General features: G+C 45.2%; 21 protein-coding genes. 6 read left to right on the top strand and 15 right to left on the bottom strand.

Annotated features, from left to right (window positions below; genetic code table 25):
* Positions 1 to 9: 9 nt before the first annotated feature.
* The 4 genes from WC882_01285 to WC882_01300 all read right to left on the bottom strand — a co-directional run bounded on the left by WC882_01285 (position 10) and on the right by WC882_01300 (position 4,791).
* Positions 10 to 492 carry a hypothetical protein gene (locus tag WC882_01285; GenBank protein MFA5842296.1) on the bottom strand — a complete coding sequence of 161 codons (483 nt, stop codon included), beginning with the start codon at positions 490 to 492 and terminating at the stop codon, positions 10 to 12.
* Between the two features lie 9 nt (positions 493 to 501).
* A complete protein-coding gene (locus WC882_01290) occupies positions 502 to 2,076 on the bottom strand; it encodes a hypothetical protein (GenBank protein MFA5842297.1) in 1,575 nt (524 codons plus the stop codon).
* Between the two features lie 150 nt (positions 2,077 to 2,226).
* Positions 2,227 to 2,574: a hypothetical protein gene (locus WC882_01295; GenBank protein MFA5842298.1), complete on the bottom strand. Its 348-nt coding sequence runs from the start codon at positions 2,572 to 2,574 to the stop codon at positions 2,227 to 2,229.
* A gap of 12 nt (positions 2,575 to 2,586) precedes the next feature.
* Positions 2,587 to 4,791 carry a hypothetical protein gene (locus tag WC882_01300; protein MFA5842299.1) on the bottom strand — a complete coding sequence of 735 codons (2,205 nt, stop codon included), beginning with the start codon at positions 4,789 to 4,791 and terminating at the stop codon, positions 2,587 to 2,589.
* Between the two features lie 131 nt (positions 4,792 to 4,922).
* Between WC882_01300 and tig the strand changes: the two genes are divergently transcribed.
* The 4 genes from tig (at position 4,923) to rplS (ending at position 8,096) form a co-directional block, all read left to right on the top strand.
* Positions 4,923 to 6,200 carry a trigger factor gene (gene tig, locus WC882_01305; protein MFA5842300.1) on the top strand — a complete coding sequence of 426 codons (1,278 nt, stop codon included), beginning with the start codon at positions 4,923 to 4,925 and terminating at the stop codon, positions 6,198 to 6,200.
* An 11-nt stretch (positions 6,201 to 6,211) separates the two neighbouring features.
* Positions 6,212 to 6,466 (top strand): hypothetical protein, encoded by a 255-nt coding sequence (locus WC882_01310; GenBank protein MFA5842301.1) that lies wholly within the window; start codon positions 6,212 to 6,214, stop codon positions 6,464 to 6,466.
* A gap of 455 nt (positions 6,467 to 6,921) precedes the next feature.
* Positions 6,922 to 7,491, top strand: coding sequence for a winged helix-turn-helix domain-containing protein (locus WC882_01315; protein ID MFA5842302.1), 570 nt, complete (start codon positions 6,922 to 6,924; stop codon positions 7,489 to 7,491).
* A 98-nt stretch (positions 7,492 to 7,589) separates the two neighbouring features.
* Entirely contained in the window at positions 7,590 to 8,096 is a 507-nt protein-coding gene (gene rplS, locus WC882_01320) for a 50S ribosomal protein L19 (protein ID MFA5842303.1), read from the top strand.
* 20 nt (positions 8,097 to 8,116) lie between these two features.
* On the opposite strand, the gene WC882_01325 is transcribed toward rplS, so the two are convergent.
* The 4 genes from WC882_01325 to infB form a co-directional block, all read right to left on the bottom strand.
* A complete protein-coding gene (locus tag WC882_01325; GenBank protein MFA5842304.1) occupies positions 8,117 to 9,064 on the bottom strand; it encodes a carbohydrate kinase family protein in 948 nt (315 codons plus the stop codon).
* A gap of 26 nt (positions 9,065 to 9,090) precedes the next feature.
* Positions 9,091 to 9,843 carry a sugar phosphate nucleotidyltransferase gene (locus WC882_01330; GenBank protein ID MFA5842305.1) on the bottom strand — a complete coding sequence of 251 codons (753 nt, stop codon included), beginning with the start codon at positions 9,841 to 9,843 and terminating at the stop codon, positions 9,091 to 9,093.
* Positions 9,801 to 10,817: a dTDP-glucose 4,6-dehydratase gene (gene rfbB, locus WC882_01335; GenBank protein ID MFA5842306.1), complete on the bottom strand. Its 1,017-nt coding sequence runs from the start codon at positions 10,815 to 10,817 to the stop codon at positions 9,801 to 9,803. Before rfbB ends, WC882_01330 begins: the two co-directional genes overlap by 43 nt.
* 178 nt (positions 10,818 to 10,995) lie before the next feature.
* The gene (infB, locus tag WC882_01340; protein ID MFA5842307.1) at positions 10,996 to 13,080 is read right to left on the bottom strand and encodes a translation initiation factor IF-2; all 2,085 of its coding nucleotides are present in this window, start codon (positions 13,078 to 13,080) and stop codon (positions 10,996 to 10,998) included.
* A 121-nt stretch (positions 13,081 to 13,201) separates the two neighbouring features.
* Here infB and WC882_01345 point away from each other — a divergent pair, with 121 nt between their 5' ends.
* Positions 13,202 to 13,711 (top strand): hypothetical protein, encoded by a 510-nt coding sequence (locus WC882_01345; GenBank protein MFA5842308.1) that lies wholly within the window; start codon positions 13,202 to 13,204, stop codon positions 13,709 to 13,711.
* Here WC882_01345 and WC882_01350 read toward each other — a convergent pair.
* A complete protein-coding gene (locus WC882_01350; GenBank protein ID MFA5842309.1) occupies positions 13,708 to 14,784 on the bottom strand; it encodes a DNA recombination protein RmuC in 1,077 nt (358 codons plus the stop codon). The genes WC882_01345 and WC882_01350 overlap by 4 nt on opposite strands.
* A 247-nt stretch (positions 14,785 to 15,031) precedes the next feature.
* Between WC882_01350 and WC882_01355 the strand changes: the two genes are divergently transcribed.
* The gene (locus WC882_01355) at positions 15,032 to 15,160 is read left to right on the top strand and encodes a hypothetical protein (protein MFA5842310.1); all 129 of its coding nucleotides are present in this window, start codon (positions 15,032 to 15,034) and stop codon (positions 15,158 to 15,160) included.
* A 329-nt stretch (positions 15,161 to 15,489) separates the two neighbouring features.
* Here the strand turns inward: WC882_01355 and WC882_01360 are convergent, their stop codons facing one another.
* The 6 genes from WC882_01360 to ruvB all read right to left on the bottom strand — a co-directional run bounded on the left by WC882_01360 (position 15,490) and on the right by ruvB (position 25,659).
* Complete coding sequence (locus WC882_01360) at positions 15,490 to 18,414, bottom strand: UvrD-helicase domain-containing protein (GenBank protein MFA5842311.1); 2,925 nt, start codon at positions 18,412 to 18,414, stop codon at positions 15,490 to 15,492.
* A gap of 1 nt (position 18,415) precedes the next feature.
* Positions 18,416 to 18,727, bottom strand: coding sequence for a YlxR family protein (locus WC882_01365; GenBank protein MFA5842312.1), 312 nt, complete (start codon positions 18,725 to 18,727; stop codon positions 18,416 to 18,418).
* 34 nt (positions 18,728 to 18,761) lie between these two features.
* Complete coding sequence (locus WC882_01370; GenBank protein ID MFA5842313.1) at positions 18,762 to 19,973, bottom strand: S1 RNA-binding domain-containing protein; 1,212 nt, start codon at positions 19,971 to 19,973, stop codon at positions 18,762 to 18,764.
* 263 nt (positions 19,974 to 20,236) lie between these two features.
* Positions 20,237 to 22,822 (bottom strand): ATP-dependent Clp protease ATP-binding subunit, encoded by a 2,586-nt coding sequence (locus WC882_01375; GenBank protein MFA5842314.1) that lies wholly within the window; start codon positions 22,820 to 22,822, stop codon positions 20,237 to 20,239.
* Between the two features lie 172 nt (positions 22,823 to 22,994).
* The gene (locus tag WC882_01380; GenBank protein MFA5842315.1) at positions 22,995 to 24,620 is read right to left on the bottom strand and encodes a hypothetical protein; all 1,626 of its coding nucleotides are present in this window, start codon (positions 24,618 to 24,620) and stop codon (positions 22,995 to 22,997) included.
* A gap of 31 nt (positions 24,621 to 24,651) precedes the next feature.
* Complete coding sequence (gene ruvB, locus WC882_01385; GenBank protein ID MFA5842316.1) at positions 24,652 to 25,659, bottom strand: Holliday junction branch migration DNA helicase RuvB; 1,008 nt, start codon at positions 25,657 to 25,659, stop codon at positions 24,652 to 24,654.
* Between the last annotated feature and the right edge of the window lies 1 nt (position 25,660).

Genomic DNA, 25,660 nt, shown 5'->3' on the forward strand with positions numbered 1-25,660 from the left:
AGCGGGGGATTAGAAGTTGAAATCTGTAGAAGCGGAAGGATTGGCTTGAGTTTTCGGTTGCGCGAGTTTTTGTTTGAGCGCAAGAATCTGTTGTTCTTCCACGGACCCGAGTTCTTTTTGCGCGATTTGATCGAATTCTTTATCGAGCTGGCGGAAAGCCACATCGTATTCGTGCGTCAATTCTTCGGTTTCGTGTTTGTAGTCGTCGACGAGGCGTTCGAGTTGCGGTTGGATGCGTTGAAGTTCGGTTTCATACTCATCTTCGGCCTGGCGGACGAGCTCGTCTTGAAGGGGAAGATGGTGGTTTTCGAGGTAGGTGACTTCGGTTTCAAACACAGCGGCCAGTAATTCGCCAAGCTCGGGGCTCAAACGATTGCCGTTGAGCTCGAGTTCATCGAGCACACGGAGTTTGAGATCATCCTTTTCTTCTTCTGTGAGGGTGAAGCAAAGGTTGATGTAGCTGATGATGTCTTCGGTGGAAAAGTCGTTCATATAATAAGGTTAGGCGGCTAAGGCAAATTCGAGATCTTTGAAATTGGGAATTAATACAGGCCCGGCAACCAATTCAGCAGGGGCAGTGGGGTAAGGAGTGGAGGGGAGAAGGTTTTTAGCTTGATCATAAACTTCAGTTAAGATAGCAGTTGTTGCTGCTGTAGCCCTGCTTGCCCGTAGTTTCCATTTTACATCTGTATTAAAAAAAACCTGGATTGATTGCTTTACTTTATCTGGGTCCGCTTGAGCGGCCATCATCGCTTTCTTAACCGTTGTACCAAGAAGATCAATGGCGTTTTCCCTATCAGCTTTGGTTTTGGCATCTACTGCTTTTGTTCCACTAAAAAATTTAGCTTTAGCTGTTTGTTTGATCGCTTCCGCAGCTTCCATTGCTTTTTTAGCAGCTTCAGTGGCAACTGCATCCTCTTTACGCTCCCACGCCAATTGACGATTCGTATCTACGGTAAGGCGATATTTGGGATCATTTTTTCCTCTAAATATCAAATAAGGGCTTGGAGCGTTAGCATCAAGAACCATATCAACATAGCCTACTTTATGTGGAATTTTTATACTAAATTCAGTGCCTAAAGGCCTGCTTCGCACTTGAGTAAGGATTTCTTGAGTAGTGCCTTCCAGAGTCAATCGTCCCGCAAATTCAAACGTTTTTGAGGATTGTCCGGATTGACCGCTTAAAGTGGAAATCGCTGCGTTTAATATTTTCATATGTTCGTCTTTTTGGCCCTTACTCATCGTAGAACCCTCAAGAATTTTTGTAACTGTAGCTTTGATGGCCTCAGCTCCATCTTTTTTATCGGATGCACAAGCTCTCAGTTGATCTTCGATGGTAGTGACTTGGAGAGGATCATGCCTAAGAACAAAGGAACGCAAAGAATTTTCAGCTTGGCGCCCTTTATGGAAACGTTCTTGAATTTTTGCTTCCCATTCTCGTTTTTTCGTTGATTCTTCGGTACGAACTTCTGTGGCGGCTTTAAAAAGTTTATTTTGTCCAAGAGATCCCCTTTTTTGTTTTCTTATAATATTCCAGCGCAGACCAGGGATATTGCCTGAAATAGGATGATCAATTAAGGCTTGGCCTCGGCTTCCCTCCGCCATCCCTTTGAGGTCGGGTTGATCTAATTTCAGGAATTCTTCTTCTTTGCGCAAAGCTCCGATGACACGAGTGGAAACATTGATGCGAGCCGTGATTTCAGCAAAACGTTTGGCGCTTTTAAGGCTGAACCAACGCAAACGAGCCGTGGTTTTCATATTAAGAGTGTCCATCTTATTAAAAAGATCTTTGGCCTCTTCGGACGCTTTGTTACGAATTTGCATTTTATAATTGCCTTGATCTCCGGGGGTTGCCGCATCCACAAAAGGAACCGCATAGGCGCCCATACGACCAATTCGACTCCACCAATCTCGATCTTTGTTACGAACATAATCCAGCGTCTCATGTTCTTTCGCCACCAATCCTGATTTTGCTTTTTCAGGAGTATCAATGGAAGATTCCCCAACTCCCATTTTAGTTTGTACGTCTAAGGGAAGGGTTGTATCGATTTGTGTATTATCGGGAGTATTTGCCACGATAAGGAGTTTTTATGTTTATTTTTGAAATTTATCTAATAATTATATCATAAAAAGCCTCGAGACACAATGTCTGGAGCTGCAAATTTTCGTAAGGCGCTAATTTTTATAAAAACTCAACCAAACCTAAGTCAGAAAATATTATTTATTTTACGCATTAGTTTTTTGACTTTTCAATTCTTCTCTCACGGCTTCAGCGCGAAGCATCACATCCTTATAAGTATCAAAAAGCGCTTCTTCGATCGCTTTTTTTGTCGCAGGGGATTGTTCAGTCATGGCTTGAATGGCTTTATCCGGCATGTCATCGGGATGCATTTTTCGATAATCCTCGTAAACTTTCCAATCTTCTTTTTTAAGTGTCCGCGTTAAAGCTTGCGTAATGGCTTGATCCACAGACTCAGTGAGTTGGAATTCAAACGCTTGGCGCATGGAAGCAGTGAGGCCTTCCAATTTAAGGTCCTCAATCATGCGTTGAATAAAATCGTAAAAATTTTTCATTTTGGAAAAATATTAAGAGGAATGAGCGGGAGCAAGTTCCTCATCCATATCAATAGGTGGGGCATTGCGTGTCGCTCTGCGTTTTGCCTCTTTTTTTAATTCTGCGGATTTACGAAGACTTCGCCACCAATGAGGAATACGACCCATGACTGTATATAATATCTCGGCTGTAACCGCAGAGGATGCAAACCGCTCCAGGAGCGAAACATAGCGTTCCAATGACGTAACACGACTTTTATCTCCCAGGGCTTTTGCTGCTTCAAGTTCTTCTTTTGCCGCAGTCAGTTTTTCTCCATTTTGAGTTTCTTCATGGCTTTTCCATTCAAAAAGCGGGGCACCAGGTTTTCGAGAAGGAACATTGAGGGAGCCCGCTTTTGCCTTAAGTTCGGCAAGGATTTTCCCATTCTCATTATTAGCATCTTTAAGAATATCACTTGCTGCACGAAGACTGGTCCAAGCCAAAGTGAGTTGATCCACCAGCGGACGAACATCAATCCCCAGTTGTAATTTACCTTTTCCTAAAAGTTGATCTTGCCCCAAGGCTTCTATGTTTTGAATCAATATTGGGAGATGTTCTTCTTTTAATTTTCCGGAGTGAACCCATTCAAGGATTTTTTCAGCTCTCGTAGTCAGTCCAAATCCTTCAAGCTCTTTAAATTCATCCTTTTTAAGAAGTACTTTTTTAACAAAATGTTCAAACGGCAATCGTTTTTTGAAAGTACGATCGAAAAATTGACCTACGCGCCCCCGAGCCAATTGACGTGCACGACGTACCGCATAACCTTCATCGGTGTCGGATTCAACCATATCCATAAGAAGCATGGTCGAAATGACCGCTCGTTTTTGGGCTTCTTTAAAACCCATGACACGACCAGGGGCTCCTCCCGGTGCAGCAGGGGGGTGTTGGAAATGGTGTAAATGAAGTTCGTAAAGAAGTTGATGCGGGGTACGACGTTGTTCGTGTTCTGTGCGATATTGTTCTGCTCCATGTTCTAAATTTTGAATAACTATATCAAAAGTTACTCCACCATTAGGAGTAAGGGTGGGTGGAGTACGAGTAAAAGCAATTTCTGTAAAACCAGTTAATCGAGCCCAAGTGCGATTGTATTGACCTACTAGTTTTGAAAGGATAGGAACGGCATCATCTCTTTTTTGTGTAAGATTATGCAATTGATTCTGTAGGGATTCTTGTACTCTTTGCCCTAAGGGTGCCACTCCTGGGGCTAGAGGAGCCAGTTGGGTCGCGATGCCAGTAATTTGGGCTGACATATTTTGAATCCCAATATAACGTTCATTAAGATCTTCAACCCTAGCCACCGCATCTTGATATTGCTTCAATTCAGCTTGTTCATGATGCCCAAGCCCTAGTTCTTCATCGGAAAAATGATGAGCCATCACTTCAGCATAAACCTCTTCTAAATCGTGACCATACGTAGGATCGGTCTGAAGAAGTCTTAAGATCGGAATCATCTCTTCATTTCTCAAGGCATTCCCTCCATTTAAATCTCGCAATACCTCTGCATAAGAAAGATGGGCTGCAGGAGCTCCAGCAGGGGCAGGTCTTCCTCCGGGTCTGGCAATACCACTTGCTTCCGTCTGTGCCCAGTTTTGTAAAGGCCCCAAATTAAATGCTACGAAATTATTCGCCAATAACCCGGTTTCTTCTAGCACCATGCGTCGGTCTTCTGCGGCCAAGGTATCAAGAGTCTGTCCGCGGAAATGGGTGTTAACATATTGTCTAATCCAATGATCGGTTCGGGCATCGGGTCCACGTAAAAGATCTAAACGAGCACCGGCATTCCAAAAAGCCGCCATTTCACGAGTCCAAGTCCCAAGATCTTCTCCCAAAAATCGAGTCCATGGCATATCGGTTGCAAGATTTTGTGCATGAAGTTCATTTTGGGCTTGTCGTTCCAAACGTCTTCGAATTCCAGCTTCCGACAAACGGAGCATGTCAGCAGTTCGAGGATCAGCTGCGGTAGCAATGATGTCGCCCAAGATTTCAAAACGTTGTCTTGTGTGTCGAATTTCATGGGCCAATGCAGGAGGCTCTCGCAAAGTGGGATCCGCTTGTTCAAGTCCGGTATAGAGGGCAATCGCTCCTGGTTCAAAGGCCGCCATGGTGGCGATATTTGGATCCACGGTGCTCATTCGGGTGTAGCTTCCACCGGCAGTGGTGGCAGCATTCGTTTCGCCATGAAGGGGAGGATAAGACATGCGAGTAGGCTTATTAAAATCCCTTTATTATACCCGAAAACTCCCACAAAATCAACCGAGGTATTGCATGGCACGCCACAAGACAGGTAAGATAAGCCCGTTTTCTTTAATTAATTTTTAATATTTTTTTCATGAAAGTCACTGTCTCCGCCCCCAAAAAGTCCGAAGTCACAATCCGTGTGGAAGTCGACGATTCCGAACTCAAAAAGCATGAAGCAAAAGCCATCGCTCAACTCGGGAAAGAAGTTAAAATTTCCGGATTCCGCCCCGGTAAAATTCCGGCCGATATTCTTGAAAAAAACATCGGCCCCGGCGTGATCCGTTCTTACACCATTGAAAACGCCTTGCCTCATTTTTATGCCGATGCCGTGATTAAGGAAAAGGTGCAAGTCGTGGCTCGCCCCCAAATCAAAGTTGTAACGGAGTCGCCGTTTGTGTTCGAAGCCGTGGTTGCGGTTTTGCCGGTGGTCGAGATTTCCGGTTATGACAAAATTAAGGTTAAAAAGGAAAAAGTGGAAGTCAAAGATAAGGATATCGATGATTTGCTCAATTATTTCCGCAAAGAACACGCCACCAACACGATTGTGGATCGTCCCGCCAAAATGGGGGATCGCGTGGAAGTGGATTTTGACGGGTTTGACCCGGAAGGAGATGTCCCGCTCGAAGGAACGGCCAGCAAAAACCATCCCGCAATTTTAGGAGAAAAGACTCTGATCCCGGGTTTTGAAGAAGAACTCGTGGGGCTCAAAGCCGAAGATGAAAAAACATTTGAAATCACATTCCCCAAGGATTATGACATCAAGAAATTCCAAGGGAAAAAAGTGAAATTCAAAGTAAAAGTTCACCTCGTCCAAGAGGTTCAGCTTCCCGAAATCACCAAGGAATGGACCAAAACCATGTTTGGCAAAGAGATGGATCTTGAGGAATTGAAGAAAATGGCTCGAGAAAACATCACCAAAGAACGCGAACGACACGAAAAAGAACGTCAAGAAAATGAGTTTTTGGACGAACTTCTCAAGTTGGCCAAACTGGATGTTCCGGATGCCCTTATCGAGGAAGAAATTGACTTTATCATCGATCGCCTTAAAATGGACCTTGAGTCAAGAGGATTGTCGTGGGAGCAATATGAGAAATATCTTGAAAGCCAAAAGCGAGATGTGAGAAAAGACAAACGTGCGGCCGCTGAAAAACAGGTTCGATTGCGCTTGGTGGTGCACCATTTGTACAAGGCGGAAAAGATTGAGGCCACCGAAGCCGAAGTGGCAGCACGCGTGGAAGAAATGGCCTTGGCCTATCCCAAAGAGCAACAAGCTAAAGTGAAAGAAAATTGTAAAAAGGGAAACCCGGGTTACGTGCAAGTTGAAAACATTCTCCTTCTGGAAAAGTTGCTCAAAAAATTTAATTCTTAAAACCTCCCCTCATGAAAATCCTTTATCTCGCCGGTGCCGCGGTATTTTTTGTCACCATTTTAATCTTGGGATTTGAAAATATCGGAGCCAGCTGCAATTACTTAACGTTTTTCTTTTGGGAGCTGTCCACAGACACGTCCCCAACTATTATTTTCTTTGCCATTTCATTGTTAGGGGGGATCACCGGAGTTTTTGTGACCATGGCCGCGGTCTCGCTTTTGGGAGGGAATGAAGAGGACGAAGAAGGGGATGATTTTGAGGCCTAGACACGAGCGTAGCGAGTGTCTTCCCGCATTCGTTTTCTGAGTAAACGTACTTCAACAAGCGCGCTGTATGGTTCACTACATTTGATCCGGCATTTTTGCTGGAGATTTTTAAAAACTAAAAAGGGATAAAAATAGCCATGATTTTATTTGCTAAAACTCTGCCCGGGCACACTTTTTACATCAATTTTAGGCTTAAATAAGCCATTCCAAATCCTAGAAAAAAGAACACAAAAATAGTTCACCTAATCGCGTTAAAACCCTTACTTTGTACAAAAATTTTATACAAAATAAGAATAAAAAATATGAATTCAGTCAATGAAAACCCAAAACCATTTTAACCTGTCAGCAAATTGTTGAACAAAAAAGTTGATTAAAGACTTGCTTTTTGTTTAAAAAACTTATACATTTTCTTCGCATTGTTCAAATTATGTATACAGAGTCTTAACCTTCTAATGATGATTCTGAAGCGGTTATTCACATCTCAAACTCGTGTAAAGATTCTTACGCTTTTTATGTTGAATCCCGAAGAAGAGTTTTTTATTCGAGAGCTCACTCGTCGCTTGGATGAACAAATCAATTCCATTCGTCGTGAATTGGATAATTTAAAAAGAGCGGGTCTGTTAAAGAGCCGGATGAAAAATAGGAAAAAATTTTATGTGGTAAACACGGCGTGTCCCATTTTTCCGGAACTTCGCAGTATGGTGATGAAACTCACCGACCAAAACGAACAAATTGTTCATGCCATTCTGGAAATGGGTAAAATTGATTTTCTCCTTTTGTCAGGGCTTTTCCTTCATAAGGAATCCGAAGTGGATCTTTTGATTGTGGGGGAGATCAATAAGGAACAACTTCAGGCTTATCTCGAAAAAGAGGTGAATTCCGATCGACCCGTTCGATTTACAGTCATGAATAAAACGGATTTCCTCTATCGTATCAAATGCAATGATCGTTTTGTGAAAGCCATGGTCACGGATACCGAGAATCTGGTGGCCCACAATGAACTTCAAGATAAAGAAATTGGCTAATAAAAATTCTTTCCCGACAGTTCAGTTAAATCGCTCTTTACAAAGAGATTACGCTTCCTTATAATCGGGCAGTCCGATTTTCTAAATGTACCTATTTTATGAGTCAAGCGTTAATTCAACATGTTCAGGAGAAAAGCACTTCTCTACAAAAAAAGATTCCCACTATCCATGCAGGGGATCGTGTGAAGGTTTCTCAAAAAATCATGGAAACCAATAAGGATGGTGAGCCCAAAGAGCGTATCCAGATTTTTGAAGGGCTCGTGATCTCGATGAACAGTGGTAGCGGGGCAGATAAGACGTTCACGGTTCGAAAAGTATTGAGTGGGGTGGGAGTTGAAAAAATTTTCCCCCTGCATTCCAAAGCTATTTCCAAGATTGAAGTGATGGGACAATCCAAAATTCGACGTGCCAAATTGTATTTTATGGGTGGTTTGTCCGGAAAGAGCACTCGGTTAAAAGAATCCACTCGAAAACAAGAAATTCCTGAAGAATTGCTCGCCGAAGCGGTGGAGGCTGCCAAAAAGAAAGAAGAGGCGGAAGCCGCCACAGCTGAAGCTGCCGTCGAAGTTGCTCCGGAAACGGAAGTTGAAAAAGCGGCCGAGTAATCGTTAAATCGCAAAACTATTTAAAGCGGTATTGAGAAAGAATCTTGATACCGCTTTTCAAATTCTTCCAAAGTAAACGAATGGGTTTGCGTGCCTTCGTGTTCCACATTGTAGGCCGCCATCAAAGCGCCTATTCGACCGCAAGTTTCAAGGTCTCGTCCTTCAACAAATCCTTTCAGAAATCCGGCTCGATACGCATCTCCGCATCCGGTTGGATTTTTTATTGTATTCGGTTTTACAATCGGGATCGAGATGGAGTGAACTTTCGTAAAAATCGAAGAGCCTTTTTCGCCTTGAGTGACAATGAGAATTTTATCTTCTCGAACAAAATCCTCCTGAGAAAAGCCGATTTTTTGGCGCAACAATTCCAGTTCATATTCATTCAAAAAGAGGCCTTTGGCTTCGGAAACCGCTATTTTAAGTTCCGCTTCGGTGAATAAGGGAACGTTTTGTCCGGGATCAAAGAAATAAGGGATTTTAAGCGCCGCAGCTCGGCCGGCAAGAAAAAGCATCCGACCGGGTTTATCCGGGGCAATGATGAGCACGCTTAACGTTTTTAATGCATCGGTGAGGTCTGCTTCGAGATCTTCATTCATGGCACCGGGATAGAACTCGGAAATTTGATGCCCGTTGCGATCCGTGATGATATTCGCACACGCGGTCCGAACCGTTTTGGAGTGTTCCACATGATCCAATGAGATTGAAACCGCAGTCAAGTGTTTGGCGTAATCGTCGAAATCAATCCCAACCCTTCCCATTAAAAGAGGGCGGCTCTCCAAAAGGCCAAGATTGTAAGCGATATTGCCTCCCGTCCCTCCAAAATGGCGTTCTTGGCGCGGAACATAAAAACAGACACTCAAACGATTCAACATTTCCGGCAAAAGCACTTCCTCAAATGCGCCTTCATAAATGGAAAGATAATCGTAAGCTAGGGAGCCGGCAACGCCGATGCGAGGGGAAGAGGTCATGGGAGAAAGATTAGGGAGTTAGGATATTATTTCTTGAAGGGAATGCAGGGGGAGCTCACTTCGCTGCGCTCCGTGAGTGCAATGTCTCTCGCCAAACGCGAAGCATGGAAAAGACTTTCAAATGTTCCGGCATCGGACCAGTCTCCTTTCAAAAAAACCGCATTCATCGCACTTTTTTCAATGTAAGCATTGTTCACATCCGTGATCTCGAGCTCGCCGCGCGCCGAGGGTTTGAGCGTTCGAATGATCTCAAAAACCGTGGGATCATACAGATAAAGTCCGGTCACCGCGTATTTGGATTTGGGTTGCTTGGGTTTTTCTTCAATCTTGAGAACGCGGGTGCCATCGAGTTCGGGTACACCAAATCGTTCGGGAGAATCGACCCCTTTTAAGAAAATCGTGGCCCCGGATTGAAAAGAAGAAAAAGTGTCCTTAAAAGAATCCTGGAAAATATTGTCTCCCAAAATGACAGCCACCGAATCACCGGAAGAAAAACGTTCCGCCAATTGAACTCCTTGCGCGATTCCACCCGCGGTTTCCTGCACCGCATAATAAAAATGGCCGCCCATTTTTTCACCGGAACCCAAAAGCTTCATAAAACCGCCCGCGTGCTCGGGCCCGGTCACAATCAAGATGTCTTTGCATCCCGCCTCCAATAAGGTTTGAATCGAATAAAAAATAACAGGTTTATTGTACACCGGAAGGAGGTGTTTATTTATGACGTCGGTCAAAGGTTTTAACCGATTCCCGAATCCGCCGGCCAAAATGACACCTTTCATAAAGAAGAGTTAGGAAGTAAAGGTTTCCACCATATTTCATGGTTTTTATACCATTCAACCGTAAGTTGGAGCGCAGCGTCAAAATCATAGGTGGGCTTCCATCCCAGAGCGCGTATTTTTTCCGCGGAAAGCGCATAACGAAAATCATGCCCCAAGCGATCCGCAACATATTCAATTTGATCCGGACCTTTCCCTAGTAAATGAAGAATTTTAGTCGTGAGTTCAAGATTGGAAATGCGCTGTCCGGTGCCGATATTGAAAACCTCTCCGGGCTTGGCTTTTTGCCAAACAAAATCAAGGGCATGACAAAAATCTTGAGTAAAAATCCATTCGCGCACATTTTGTCCCGTTCCATAGATGGGAACCTTTTTCCCTTGAATAAGATTGGTTACAAAACGCGGAATAACTTTTTCAGGGAATTGATATGGCCCGAATACATTGCAACTGTGAATCGCGATCACCGGTAACCCATAGGTATGATGATACGCGCGAACCAGGTGGTCTCCTCCGGCCTTGGACGCAGAATAAGGAGAATTGGGGAGAAACGGGCTTTCTTCGGTGAATTCTCCGTCGTGAGTGCTGCCATAGACTTCATCGGTTGAGATTTGGATGTAAAGGGGAGTGGCATGGGTTTTCACGGCTTCCAAGAGGGTATACGTGCCCAACACATCCGTCATAATGAATGCTTTTGGCCCATGGATGGATCGATCCACGTGCGTTTCCGCTGCAAAATTAAAAACCACGGAAGGTTGGTGTTCTTTAAAAGCACGATTCACGCATTTTTCATCCGTGATATCGCCTTGGATAAAAGTGTAACGAGGATCCTTTTCAATATCTTTTAAATTCGCCAAATTGCCCGCATAGGTGAGAGCATCCAAATTCACCACTTCAATTTCGGGATAAGTTTGTAAAACATGGTGAATAAAATTCGATCCAATGAATCCCGCGCCACCGGTGATGAGAATTTTTGCCATAAGAAAATATTTTAAAACGGAGAGGATAGGTGTGTTCCTGAGGTCGCATTTTTTCAAGGGAGGTTCTGCGAGGATCATGATCCGAGCAGGTTCTCCCCATGCGACCGAGGGAATACCCGATCCTCTCTGGTAAAAATTGAAATGCGGGGGTCGGACACTCCGCTTCGCTACGTGTCTGTTACAGCGTTCTGTGTTTGGTTTCGTATTTATAAATCTCCAAAACATCGCCTTCTTCGAGTTGAATTTTTCCTTTAAATCGAATGCCGCATTCGTTGCCTTTTTCAATTTCTTTCAAATCTTCATTCACGAGTTTAAGCCCTGTAATTTCCCCTTCTCCCAAGAGTTCATGATTTCGTTTGACGCGAACTTTGGCCCGAACCGCGGCTTTTCCGTCTCGGATTTTGCATCCGGCCACCATTTCTCCTTTGCCGGTATAGAAAATTTTCAACACCTGAGCGTTCCCGAGTTCAACAAGAATGATTTCCGGTTCCAATAATCCGGATAAGATCTTTTTAAGATCGCCGAGAAGTTCATAAATGATCTTATACACCGCAACCTCGGTGTGCAGACGATCTGCTAAACGAGAGACTTGCGTCGGAACTTCGGTATGGAATCCGATCACCATTCCGCGACTGGCCGCCGCCATGGTCACATCGGATTCGGAAATATTTCCAACTCCGGAGTGAATGACTTTGACCGCCACGTCCGCGGATTTAAGCTCCTTGGCAATGCTTTCCTGAATCGCTTCGAGCGAACCTTTGGTATCGGCTTTAATAACGACTTTAACGGTTTTAAGTTGTCCGACTTTAATTTGTTCCACAATTTCACCGAGACCGATTCCCATGCCGTGCATTTTTCCTTCTTGGACCAATTCGTGAATTTCCTCGGCTTTTTGACGTCCTTCCCGTTCGTTTTTAGTGACTTGAAGCATATCTCCGGCTTGAGGAGTTGAGCTCATTCCCACCATCTGCGCCACATCCGAGGGCCCGATGGCTTGCAAACGCTTTCCTTGATGATCTCGAAGTAATTTTACTCGGCCGTGCGTGGCTCCCACAACAATGGGATCCGACACGTGAAGCGTTCCGGTATTGATAAGAATGGTAGCCACAGGCCCGAAATTGGGATCCAGATGAGCTTCCACCACGGTTCCAACCGCCGGGCGATTTGGATTGGCTTTGAGGTTTTGGATTTCAGCCACCACAAGCACCATTTCAAGCAATTTATCAATGCCTTCTTTTTTGAGTGCGGAAACCGGCACCATAATGGTATCGCCGCTCCAGTCTTCGGGGAGAAGTCCGTGTTCGCTGAGTTCTCGTTTTACTTTATCCGGATTGGCTCCGGGTTTGTCCATTTTATTGATGGCCACAATGATCGGAACCCCGGCTTCTTTGGCGTGATTGAGGGCTTCAAGCGTTTGAGGTTTGACCCCTTCATCCGCAGCCACCACCAAAATCACAATGTCGGTCACACGAGCGCCACGGGCGCGCATCGCGGAAAACGCTTCATGTCCGGGAGTATCGAGAAAAGTGATTTTATGGCCGTTTTTGACCACTTGATAAGCGCCGATGTGTTGCGTGATGCCACCGGATTCGGAAGCCACCACATGAGTGTTGCGAATCGTATCGAGAAGTTGAGTTTTTCCATGATCGACATGGCCCATGACCGTTACCACCGGGGGCCGTTCCTTGAGCACGGAAACATCATCTTCATGAAGGAGTTTTTCAAGATCGCCTTTTAAAATATCTTCCGAAGAACCTGTGGAACGACGTCGAGCTGTTTTAATCCCGAAATCTCCAGCAATGATGTTTGCGGTTTCATAATCGATTTGTTGATTGATGTTGGCCAAAATACCGTTTTTCATCAGTTCTCCGATCACGCGTACCGGGCTTAACCTTAATTTTTCCGAAAATTCTTTCACGGAAATAACATCCGGAAGTTCGATGGCCTCTCCCGGCTTACGAGGAGCTTCTTCCGAAATTTCTGTTTGGGTTGCGGTTTTAGTCACCACGGCATGTTTGCCCGCTTTTTGTTTGCGTTGCGTCTTTACGATCTCTTTGTGCATCTGTTGAGCGATCTTTTCATCATAAGCGTCCGCCGTATCTTCCATCTCTTTTTTGAATTCTTCTTCGAGAAGCGCCATCAAATCCACATCCATGTTTTTGGTCTTGGGATCAATATCAAAACCGAGCGCCGCACTGCGAGCACGCAATTTATCAGGGGTAAGCCCCATTTTTTTTGCGAATTGTGTAACCGTTAGAGCCATAGCGCGATCAGTGTAATGGAAGATTACAGAAAAGAAAAGAAAAAGTGATCTGAAAGTAAAAGGGCTTGCATAAAATCCGGAATGTGCTAATTTATGCGCTTAAAATTTAATTTTTACTATTATGGAAAGATTTATCAATATTGGAAAACCGAATAAACTGGAGGGAACTGAAAGCGTAAAAATGGAATTTAGCCCTGACCATGATAGGGAAGCAGTCGAGGTTAAGAGTGGACTTGAAGTATTGAAAGGAATAAAAGAAAACAAAGAGTTATTAACCGCCGTATTTAGAAGCCGAGAAACCGAGGTAGATTATTTGAATTCAATGAGTTTTAGAACGCAAAAAGAAGCTAGAGACTATTTGGAGTCTAGAGGTTTTTCACTTTTGGCAGAGACAGGTCTCAATGATGAATTTATGGCTGTATTTAGAATGGCTCCGTGCGCTGTTTTAGCCGGACGTCAAAGTGATGGGTCATTCCTATTATCGAATGTGGCTATTGTTGGAATCCATACAGGAAAATTAGGAGTCACCGACGGAGACGCGGCTGTTTTTTTAAGAAAACACAAAATAGGAGCCGGATCAAAATGCATTAGAAGTTTAAGGCATTCATCTCAACCTGAAGTGACCGTCTAAACTTCCTCAATCTCCTTCACCTCCGTCGTTGGTGTTTGATCGCTCAAGCTCGTCAATTTATCCTTAAATCGAGCGAGGTGACGTTCGGAGTCTGAATAACTATTGCCCGCGCGCCCGAGATGGGTTCCCACAAGTTCAAAATCCCGTCCGAATTTTTCAAAATCATTATTGAGCCGCCCCAAGGTTGCCAAAATTCCTTTGGCGCCTTGTTCGATTTGCAATCCGCGAAGGCCCAATAAAATCGCCTGTAAATAAATGTAAAAACTGTTGGGGGACACCGGAATCACGCGCTTCGACAGCGCATATTGGCTCACACTTTGATCGTCTTGGTCTTTCACAATCACCTCATAATAAACATTTTCCGCCGGGATATACATGAGGGCAAAATCAAACGTTCCTTCATCCGGAAGAATGTATTTCGAAGCAATGGCATCCACGTGTTTTTTCACATCCGAGAAAAATACTTTTTGCGCTTTTTTGCGAGATTCATCGTTTTCGGTCTCGAGAATTCGCTTAAAATTTTCAAGCGGAAATTTGGCATCCACCGGCACTTTCATTTGATCGCGAAGTTGAATCACGGCATCCACGACCGCGCCACTTTTAAATTTATATTGAAGTGAAAAATTTTCTTTGGGAAAAATTTGAGAGAGAAGATCCCCGAGAAAAAGCTCTCCAAGGCTTCCTCTAAGCTTCGGCGCTTGCAGGATTTCCTGAAGCCCTCGAATATCTTTTCCAATATCAAAAATACGTTTGGTGCCCTCTGTAAGTTCCGCGAGCTTGCTTTGAACCGTGTTCACGGCCTTGGCCGCGTTATCGAGTCGTTCTCCAATGTTGCGATGGGTGCGATCCGTCATTTCCACGCCTTCCTTGAGTCGCTGATCCACTCGAGTAGAAAGCGTATTGAGCTGATCCAGCATCATTTTCATGTTTCCCATGAACTGTTGGCGAATCTGTTCATTCAATTGCTCGGCGGTTTGAGCCCCCGGCTCCTGGCGCTTTTTTAAAAATCCGCCCAAGAAGTAAAAGGCCACAGACGCGATCACAACGCCAATAATGAGTCCGGTGAAATCCATATAATTATCTTACGGAGTTCGCTTTAAGATAAAAAGAGGAAATTTTACATGTGACCTGGAAAATCGCGCTTGACGTACTAAGTTAGACGTGATACAATTATACGATCCACAAAAAATAGAGGATCAAAAAGTTCCTTCACAATTCAAGTTCTTAAGGAGAAACCTGTTGAGTAGATTTTTACTGTTTTTGTTTGAGTTTACTCTGCAGATTCCTCCTTAAGGGCACGCTTAACACCTGCATCGGTCGATGGATAAGGTTTCCCGACGTTTTGTTCTTTCGACTGAATTCTCTGTTCCGGTTCGGGCTTTGATCACCGGCATGGAAGGTTTGGACGCAGGGTGTAATCTTCTTTTGAGGGCTCATCCCCTTGAATAAAGGTTATAGAGGACATGGATTTTGAGAGTTGGTCTGCCCATACTTAAAGTTCTTTCCTTTCATTCCACAATAATAATCTTATTATGGAGTGACCTTGGTTTCCGATGAGGTTTTTGCGTCTCCTTGAGGAGTTTTTTTATAGCTTTGTGCAAATGAATGAGGTCGGCAAGGTGCTTTTGGACAATTCCGGAGCGCCAATCGGCTTGGTTTTCGTAAAGCGAAACGATTGGCGCGAGGCATAGCGGACGGTCGCCGCTGGAGCGACCGGACCGCGGTGACCAAAAGCATTTTGTCGACCTCAGAAAAAATAGAACAATAAGAATTTTTTGCTAAACCTTGGCCTTATTACAAAGAATCCGATAATCGCAGTAGGTGCAGATTTGAGGAACGGGTTTGGCCGGGAACGAGGAGGTTTTTAAAGTTTCCGCGAAGTCCACTAACTTTTCTTGGGCTTTTTCGAGTTGTTTGGCGTCGCGCGTGGTGCTGATTTTTTGGTTCGCCTTAAGAAAATAGAGAGAATAGCGGCTCACGGGCAAGTGATACACGCGGTCGCAGGCCAGGGCATAAATGGAAAGTTGCAGATTGTTTTTGAGGTCTTTTTCAACAGAATCCTTGAGTTCTCCGGTTTTGTAATCGATAACCTCATAAGTGCCGTCCGCGAGGCGATCAATGCGATCGATACGACCGGTTAAGAGAAGTTGGGGTCCTACGCCCAACGTGAACGGTTGCTCCAAGAGTTCCGGGATCACCCAGCCCACCGCTTGTTGGGTGTTAAAAAATTGTTCCAAGATCTCGCGGCCTTCCTGTTTGCGTGCATCGTGATGCGTGCGGTTGAGATAGCCGGAAGGGATCCAATGCTTCTCGTAAAGCGCGAGCAAATTCACAAGCTCGGGTTTTTTGCCGGTTTTCAAATCGCGATAAAAAAGATTCAACGCATGGTGCACACTGGTCCCAAAATTGGCACTGTGTGCAGGAGGAACCGCGATTTTAAACAGATAGCGGAATTTATATTGAAGCGGGCATCGATCGTACGAGTCGATTTGGCTGTAACTGAAGCGAAGCGGGGCCGAGGCGCGGGTGAGTTTGAGGGGGGAATGATCGGAAAATTCGGGCTTTTGTTCCGGGGCCGGAGGCAAGGGGGCAACAGGTTCGGGCAACGCCGAGGCCTCGATCGCAGTCACGGTTTTGGCATCCAGTGCTTCTTTGAGAAAATTCGACATTTTCCAGGTTGATTTTCCTTCATAATGATCGCTGTAGGTGAGAAAAAGATGATTCTTGGCACGAGTCGCAGCCACATAAAAAAGACGACGTTCCTCATGTTCATGAGAAGAAGGATCTTCAAGCGGGTCTTCTAAAAGTGTTTCCGGAATTTCAAACGGATCAGACCGAGATCCGGACGGAAAGCGTCTCGCCACCAAATCCACCAAAAACACGGTATCAAACTCGAGCCCTTTGGCCGCATGCACGGTCATGACTTTTACGGTATTCGAATCCGCTAATTCCTCCGAAATCCCACTCGAACGATCGCCAATGGCTTCACGTGCATCCAAGTAGTCGAGGCATTCCAGAATTCGGGCTGAGGGATGCGTTTCTTCAAATTGCTTGATCACATTAGAAAACGACGCGAGCGCGGCAACTTTCTCCTGATTTTCCTGCGATTCTTCGGCTTGAAGGCGGTCGAGATACCCGGATTCACGCAAAAAGGTACCTAAAATCACGCTTACCTGGGACTTTTGGAGTAGAGATTGAAGCTTGGAAAACAAATGGAAAAAAGAGGGGAGCGGCGCCTGATCATTTCCTGCAGTAAACAGATCTGGAGTTTCTTTCGTTTTTTTCAGAAATTCAAATAAAGAAAGCGCTTTCTTTTTCGCTTCCACCAGAAAAGCAAGCAAAGAATCCGGTTCAAAATTGAAAATTGAGAGCGAAAGCACACGAAGCAAGGCAATGTCATCCAACGGATTGGTTAGACTTCGCAAAAGAGCCATCAAATCTTTAATCTCAGATCTGGAATAAAGGCTTTGCCCTCCTGAAAAATGATAGGGGAGTCCAGCACGATTCAAGGCCTCAATAAAAGGAGCGGCATGGGAAGACGCTCTCACTAAAATAGCAAAATCCGCACACGTTTTAGCCGAATCTTTTTTTAGCGTTTTTTGAATCCGATCGATGACAAACGCGGCCTCATCTTGATAATGTGAAAAATGCACAAGCAACGGCTTCTCCGTATCTGTGGAAGTCGATTTCGCAATCAATTTTTTTGAAATATTTTCCTTGATCTCCAACCGGAACGGATTGTTGTTTTGAATCACCGCATAACTCATGTCGAGAAGCGGCTGAGTGGAGCGGTAATTTTCCGTCAAAACAATCTTTTTGGAATGCGGAAAATTATGCTCAAAGTGCAAAATATTCGACAACGAAGCCCCTCGCCATTTGTAAATACATTGATCATCGTCTCCCACCACCATGAGGTTGTGATGCTCTTGCGCCAAAAAACCGACCAAGCGATTTTGGGCCGTGTTTGTATCTTGAAATTCGTCCACCAAAATATATTTAAAACGTTCCTGGTATTCCTTGAGAACGCTCGGATGTTGTTCAAATAGTTGAAGTGTTAAAAAATGCAAACTCGCAAAATCCAAAACCCCGGCCTTTAAAACGAGTTTGTCGTAATAAGCATAAGCATGCGCCACTTCGAGGATTTTTTGTGCGGATTCTTGAGTTGCCGGATCTTGATTTTCCGCTTCTTTAACCTGGTTCTCGGCATAATCGAGAAAGGCTTGAGGAAGAATTCGTTCGTCTCGCAGATTCCCAAAATGATCGGCCAAAGCATTCAAAAACTTGAGAGGGGAGCCGAGAGGACGATAATAATGGAGATCAAATTCAAAAACATGCTCCTTCAGGAAAAGCACAAAATCCGCTTGAGGCAAAAGTTGATAATCCGTGTCGAGCCCGATTTCGAGCCCGCGTTCGCGCAAAACCGAGTCGCAAAACCCATGAAACGTTTTAACCCAAAGTTCGGTGTAGCCGTAGGGGAGCAGGACATCGAGGCGTTCCTGCATTTCTCGTGTGGCTTTTTCCGTAAACGTCAGAGCCAAAATTTGTTCGGATCGGGCCGCTCCGGTCTGGATGAGATGCAAAATCCGATGCGTGAGCACCCGCGTTTTTCCGGTTCCGGCCCCTGCAATAATCAGGAGCGGCCCCTCTCCATGAGTCACCGCTTCCCGTTGTGCCGAATTGAGACCAATAAGGATGTCTTCCATATTATTTTTTGTCGAAAATCTGAGTACGTAAATTTTCCAACATTTCGGTATTCACCGGCACATGCAATCGTCCTTGAAACGCATTTTTATTCTTATGGCCCTTTGCGGCTTTGGTAAAGCAAGCGAGATCTTGGCACAAATAAACACTGCGCCCCGCAGGTCGCGGTCCTTTCTCATCCGAGTCGAGCAAGGTCGATCGATCCAAAACCACCTTTTTATTCGGTAAACGCACAATCCGGATCAGCTCGGTTTGAGGACTTTTCTTAAAACATCCGATGCAAGTGCGAATAGGTTCTTCTTTTGGATGTGGCATAAAAATAAAAAAGACATCCTGCCCTAATTTTTTATTACGCGGCTTCTTCCTCACCCTTTTCCTCTTTCTCTTCCTTTTCTTTCTTGGCTCGAGCTTCTTCTTTGGATTTCTTTTCTTCTTTTCGGGCTTCAGCTTTGGCCGTTGCTTTTTCATTGAGGGCTTTCAAGCTGAGACCAATGCGGTGTTCCTCAAGATTGATGTCGATGATCTTGGCTTTGACCTTATCTCCAACCTTAAGTGCATCCGCAGGATCATTCACGGGATCGCCGGCTTCAGTCGTCATTTCGGAAAGATGGATCAAGCCGTTGATATCCTCGGTGAGCTTCATGAAAGCGCCGAAAGGAGCCAAACGATTGATTTCTCCTTCCACCACGCTACCGACCTCAAAGGTCTTGGCTGCCGCAGCCCAAGGATCTGCCATCAATTGCTTCATACTGAGGGAAATCTTGTCGCCATCCACGCCAATGATCTTCACCTGCACTTCATCGCCTACTTTTCCGTAGTCGGACGGATTCTTAACATGACCCCAAGCGATTTCGGAAATATGGACCAATCCTTCCAATCCGGCAAAGGCCACGAAAATACCAAATTTAACCACACCGCTGATGCGGCCAGAAACCGCTTCGCCCACCTTAATTTGTTTGAGAGCGCTTTGGCGTTCTTCTTGGAAGGCGGCGCGTTCAGAAAGGATCAATTTGCCATTTTCCTTATCAATATTGATGATTTTAACCTGCAAGGATTGTCCAATGAGAAGTTTCAATTTTTGCAAAATCAAATTGGCATCCGCTCCATTCACACGAGGATAGTGGAGAGGGGCTAATTGAGAAACTGGAATAAATCCTTTGATGCCATCCACTTCAAGAAGAAGACCTCCTTTATTGGCTTCAATGGGTTTAACACTGATGACTTCATTCTTTTCAAACGCTTTGGAGAAGTTATCCCAAGCACGTTCTTGGCTGGCTTTTCGGAGAGAAAGAACCACAAATCCTTCTTCATTTTCAGGATCGATGACACAGGCGAGAATTTTGTCGCCGGGTTGAATGGTTTTTAACGTATCCGCACTGTCTCGGGTTTCACGGCCGGAAATGATTCCGACTTTGACTCCACCAATATCAATCAAGATACGGTTGCGGGAAATCAAAACCAATTTTCCTTCCACCAATTCTCCGGGCTTTGGGCTCAGGAGTTTCGGGGAATCTTTTAAAAGTTCATCCATGGGGATGAATTGTGCAGCAGTCGTGGTCATAAAAATAAGGGCGGAAGAAAGGCTGAAAAAATAAAATCCGCGAATCTTCAGGGGCTTTCTTCCTGTTTTACCCTGAGAGAGCGGAAAACGAAGTGATTATAAGGAGAGGTTCAGGGGAAGTCAAATGCTTTTTCAGAGCAAAGAGGAGTGGGTGTTTTTGAGATCGCATTTTTTCAAGGGAGGTTCTGCGAGGATCATGTATCCGAGCAGGTTCTCCCCATGCGATCGAGAGAATACCCGCTCCTCTTTGAAAAAAATAAGCTTTATTTCTTCAGCACCAGCTCCTCTCCCTTTTTTACAATTTTAATGGTGTCTCCTTCTTTAAATGTGCCTTCGAGTAAGGCTTCGGCCAACACATCTTCTACATGATCCTGAATCACGCGGCGGGCCGGGCGAGCGCCATAATCCGGGTCATACCCGAGTTTGGCGAGGTAATCGAGGGCACCGGCAGACAGTTGGAGCTTCAATTTCTTGATTTCGAGCCGTTTTTCAAGATCAGCGACAAGAAGTTTGACAATGGCTTTGATGTTGTCGTGCGTTAAAGCTTCAAATACAACAATTTTATCGACACGATTTAAAAATTCGGGACGGAATTGATCCTTGAGCTCACGCATGATGTCTTCTTTTTTATTCTTAAAGGCACCTTCGGCGCGCTTGAGTTCATCCGCTTCCAACGAGAATCCAATGGGTCCCGCAGACTCGGTGAGTTGACGAGCGCCAATGTTGGAAGTCATGATCAAAATGGTATTTCTAAAGTCGACTTTTTTCCCTTTTCCATCCGTCAAAACCCCATCCTCCAAAATTTGCAAAAGGATGTTCATGACTTCGGGATGGGCTTTTTCAATTTCATCCAAAAGCACCACAGAATAAGGTTTGCTTCGAATCATTTTAGTGAGTTGGCCACCTTCTTCGTAACCCACATAACCGGCCGTGGTTCCCACCAAACGGGAGACATTATGGCGTTCCATGAATTCACTCATATCGATTTTAATCAGCGCGTCTTCATCGTTGTAAATTTCTTTGGCAATGGTTTTCACGAGCTCGGTTTTCCCAACTCCGGTGGGTCCCATAAAAATAAAGGAAGCGATCGGACGACTCGGGCGGGAAACCCCGACACGAGATCGACGAATGGCTTTAGCCACGGCTTCGATGGCTTCTTTTTGCCCAACAATGTGCTGACTGAGGAGGGTTTCAAGATTTTTAAGACGAGCGATGTCATCTTTTAAAAGCTTGGTAACGGGGACTCCGGTAGCTTTTGAGAGCACCGCAGCAATATCTTCGGCATCGATTTTCCCACGGAGTTCTTTTGGAACTTTAATTTTTCGCGCTTCTTCGACTTTTTCCATCAATGTCAATTCTTCAGTACGGAGTTCCGCGGCTTTTTCATAATCTTGTTTTGAAACCGCTTCTTCTTTTTGTTGAATGATGGCATTGAGTTCTTTTTGATGTTTAACGAGATCTTGTTTGAGATTTTTAGCCTGCATGCCTTTGAGGGACGCGGCTTCATCCATGAGATCGATGGCTTTATCCGGAAGGAATCGATCGTTGACATAGCGTTTGGATAAGCGAACCGAGGCTTCCAAGGCTTCATCCGTAATCACCAAGTTGTGATGATCTTCAAATGAAGTGCGGAGTCCTTTGAGAATTTGAAGGGTTTCTTCTTCAGACGGTTCTTCCACTACCACGGGTTGAAAACGGCGTTCGAGTGCCGCATCGTTTTCAATTTGCTTACGAAATTCATTCGTCGTTGTGGCGCCAATCACACGAAGATTCCCTCGAGAAAGAGCGGGTTTCAAAATGTTGGCGGCGTCAAGACTGCCTTCCGCGGATCCGGCCCCTACAACCGTGTGTAATTCATCAATGAAAAGGATAACATTTTCTTGAGAAGACGCTTCGTCAATGATTTGTTTGAGGCGTTCTTCGAATTCCCCACGGTATTTGGTTCCCGCAACCACAGAAGCCATTGAAAGACATAAAACGCGTTTGTCCACCATGGTATCCGGTACATTTTCTTTTACAATGGCGTGGGCAAGGCCTTCCACCACTGCGGTTTTTCCAACACCGGGTTCTCCGATGATCACCGGATTATTTTTGGTTTTGCGTTGAAGGATGCTGATCACGCGTTCGATCTCTTTGGCACGGCCGATAATGGGGTCCATTTTGCCTGCGCGGCACTTGGCCACCAAGTCTTCGGTGAAATAGTCGAGGGCCGGGGTTTTGGAGCCTTTTTGGCCGGGTTTGGTCGAGGTTTTCATGTAGGATTCTTTGTCTCCTCCTTGAATCACCCCTTGCAACCCGCTCAAAAGGAATTCAAGAGGATTGCCTTGTCCCATGGCTCCGGGCATCGCGCCTCCGGGGCCCATTGGCATTTGTCCGGGTTTTGCTCCGCGTTTTAAGGTTTCAAACGCGGCTTCGATTTCAGTTTGAATGTCTTTGGGGCGAACTTTCATGTTCTCGAGAATCACGGTGGCCGCAGTGTTGTCTTGGCGAACCAAGGCGTGAAGCAAGTGTTCAGTGCCCACAAACATATGACTGTGGTCTTGAGCGCATTTGATGGCATCTTCAATCACTTTTTTGGCAAATCCGCTGAGTCCTCCGCCTTGAGAGGTTCCCTTGGCGGTTCCCGCGGTGCGTCCCACGCTTTTTAACACCAAATTCACATTGTCGATGGACACCCCAAAATTCATAAGGATGGAAGCGCCGAGCGAATTCGGTTGGCTTAAAATCCCGAGAAGAATATGTTCGGTTCCCACATAATTGGTTGCTGTTTTTTTAGCAACATCTTGTGCAACAATAAGGGCTTGTTTGGCCTCTTTGGTAAAGCGTTCAAAACGATTGTCTTTTTCCATAATTTTTAGATGAGAGATTAAGAAGTCTTTTTTAAATTCCGATTATTATAACACGAGACAGGGGTAAAAGCCTACAGAGAAAGTCTTGCGGAAAAGGGGAGAATGACGCATAGATTATATCTTAAACTTAGCACACTTGATTGTAGAGTGCTAAGACGTGAATGTCAACGATTTAGCTCTTTGTGGAAGTAATGCCTTGGGCCATGGTTTCCATAATGGCTTTGTAGTCAGGAAATCCAATAAATGAATATCCGCTGGAATCGTCCCGAGGAGCTTCGATTATATAGCGTTGAGCGTCCAAAGATTGAGTTTCAACTGTGGTTTCATACGCACGATACGCTGCCACAGGAGTTGAAAGAATTGTTAATGTCACCAATGCATTGCTTACATCCGCGGGTTTATCACTGAAATAAAAGGAATCTCCCGAACGTGAGTAATACCACTGGGAAGGATAAGGCATGGAAAATTGGAGGCTGGAGCTTTCAAAAAGAGCATAACCTTCAGGAATGGAATACGATTGGCCACTCTCGGCATTGACCGAGGTTTGGGGCAAGCCGGACGCTTCGTTGGTGCCGGAAACCAAAGTCCAATCCGTGGTTTCGCCTTCTTTGAATACCGCAAGTAATTGGAAAGGCTCGGCATTTCTTTCCCAATAGTCACGAACAAGAATACGGCCTTTGGTGCCTGTGGTGGAATCTTGATATTCCACATAAACATAATCGGGCTCTGCAAAAGAATAGCGCGTAGGAACCCAGTTGCCGGGATCCGGGATCAAATAATTGAGTTGAGTTTTGAGAGCTTCAATCGTGGCTTGATGGTCGGAGGAAGTGGGGGTTATGGGCGTGTCAGTAGAAGTGTTATCCGTAGGAGTCTCCGTTGAGTCGTCAGTTGGAATCTCGGTTGTTGGCGCAGTTGTCACAGTGGGGACAATTTCATCCACGCCGTGAACATCAAACGAGTAGAGCATGTCGGAAAATAAGGTGGAATATTCGAGTTTGTAATCGGTTTGAACCGCAGAATGAGAGATCTCGAAAATAGTGGTTTCATAGGCCACAAAATAAACAGGATCCGCATCTGAGGTGGAAGATTTGACAGCAGGGAGCTGATCTCTGGAAACCATGCTCTTGCTGTAAATTTCCGCTTCGGACCACGAAGAAGCCGTGGCATAGATGGCATACCATTCTTCAATTGGAAGAGATTGAAGATTTTCTAAAACCTTAATCGAAATGGTGTCCCGAGGAATGTCGAGCGTGTCGAGGTCTGTGTCAGTCGCCAAAGAAACAGGAGCGGTGAAAGTAACTGCAGTGCCGGTTCCATTGACTGTGCCTTCTTGTAATTCCCAATCACTGCGGTAAGAAATCGTGAAATTTAAAGTGCTGTGACGGAAAGTTTTCATTTCCACTGCGGCGGAAGTTGTGGCGGTTTCGAGGGTGACGAGTTCGATTTTGGTGATGCCAAGGGTGTCTTTATCGGATTCCTCGGACGCGAGATAAAGATTCCCGGTCACGCGGACTTTTACTCCTTTATAAGAAGGATCATCCAAATCCACAGTTGAGGAGGCACTATACGCATAAATCATTGTGCCATTTTCCAACCCCAATAAATGAGTGGGGACATTTTCTTCTTCTTCCGAAACACTTGGATTTCCCAAAGAATAAAGAGTGCCTTCAAATGTCTCGACCGTAAAAACGGAATCCACTTGAGTGTCATCTTCTGAGGAGAAAAAACAGCCGGGAAGAACCAAGGTCATTCCCAATAAAAGAATGGCGGTCCGTTTAAACCAAAAAGGGGAGTGCATAAAGGAAAAAATTAAGGGGTGAAGAGAGATATTATTTGCGAAGAAGACCAAGGTGGTGATAAGCGCGAGACGTGACGAGGCGGCCGCGAGGGGTACGCTCCAAAAAGCCGCATTGGAGGAGAAAAGGCTCGTAAATATCTTCCAGGGTTTCGGATTCTTCATGGGTCGCGGCCGCCAGCGTATTCAGCCCCACCGGACCTCCATTGAATTTTTCAATCACGGTTTTCAAAATAGTACGATCTGTGGAATCCAGCCCCAAGGCATCGATTCCCATATATTTTAACGTTTTTTCAACCAGAGGAAGGGTCACCGTGATCGTGCCTTCAACACACGCAAAATCTCGAATGCGTCGCAATAAACGATTTGCAATACGAGGCGTTTGCCGAGACGATTGCGCCAATCGTGCCACCGCATCTTTATTGATATCCATTTCAAGGAGTGATGCGGAGCGGTGAATGATGGCTTCAATTTCATCTGAGGCGTAAAAATCGAGGCGATACACATGCCCGAAACGATCGCGCAACGGCGAAGACAAAAGACTCAACTTGGTGGTTGCTCCAATCAAGGTGAACCGTGGCAAATTGAGTCGCATCGATCGCGCGGACGGGCCTTTTCCCAAAATAATATCAATCGAATAATCCTCCATAGCGCTGTACAAGGTTTCTTCCACGATCGGGCGCAGTCGATGGATTTCATCAATAAAAAGCACATCGTTTTCCTCAAGATTGGTGATGATGGCCGCAATATCACCTTGGCGCTCCAAGGCCGGCCCGGACGTCACACGAATATTTGCCCCCATCTCATGAGTGATCACATGAGCGAGTGTGGTCTTTCCCAATCCCGGAGATCCGTGCACCAAAATATGCTCCAGCGGTTCTTTGCGTTGCTTGGCCGCTTGGATCGCAATGGTCAGATTTCGTTTGATCTCGGGTTGGCCAATATAATCCGCAAAAGTTTGCGGACGCAACGTAATGTCGAGTTTTTTTTCTTGCACCTCTTCCGCTGGCTCGGGAGAGACATCGCGGGGCGGAGGAGGCACG

This window comes from Candidatus Gracilibacteria bacterium, assembly GCA_041658685.1.
In the GTDB taxonomy this organism is placed as follows: domain Bacteria; phylum Patescibacteriota; class Gracilibacteria; order UBA1369; family UBA12473; genus JBAZZS01.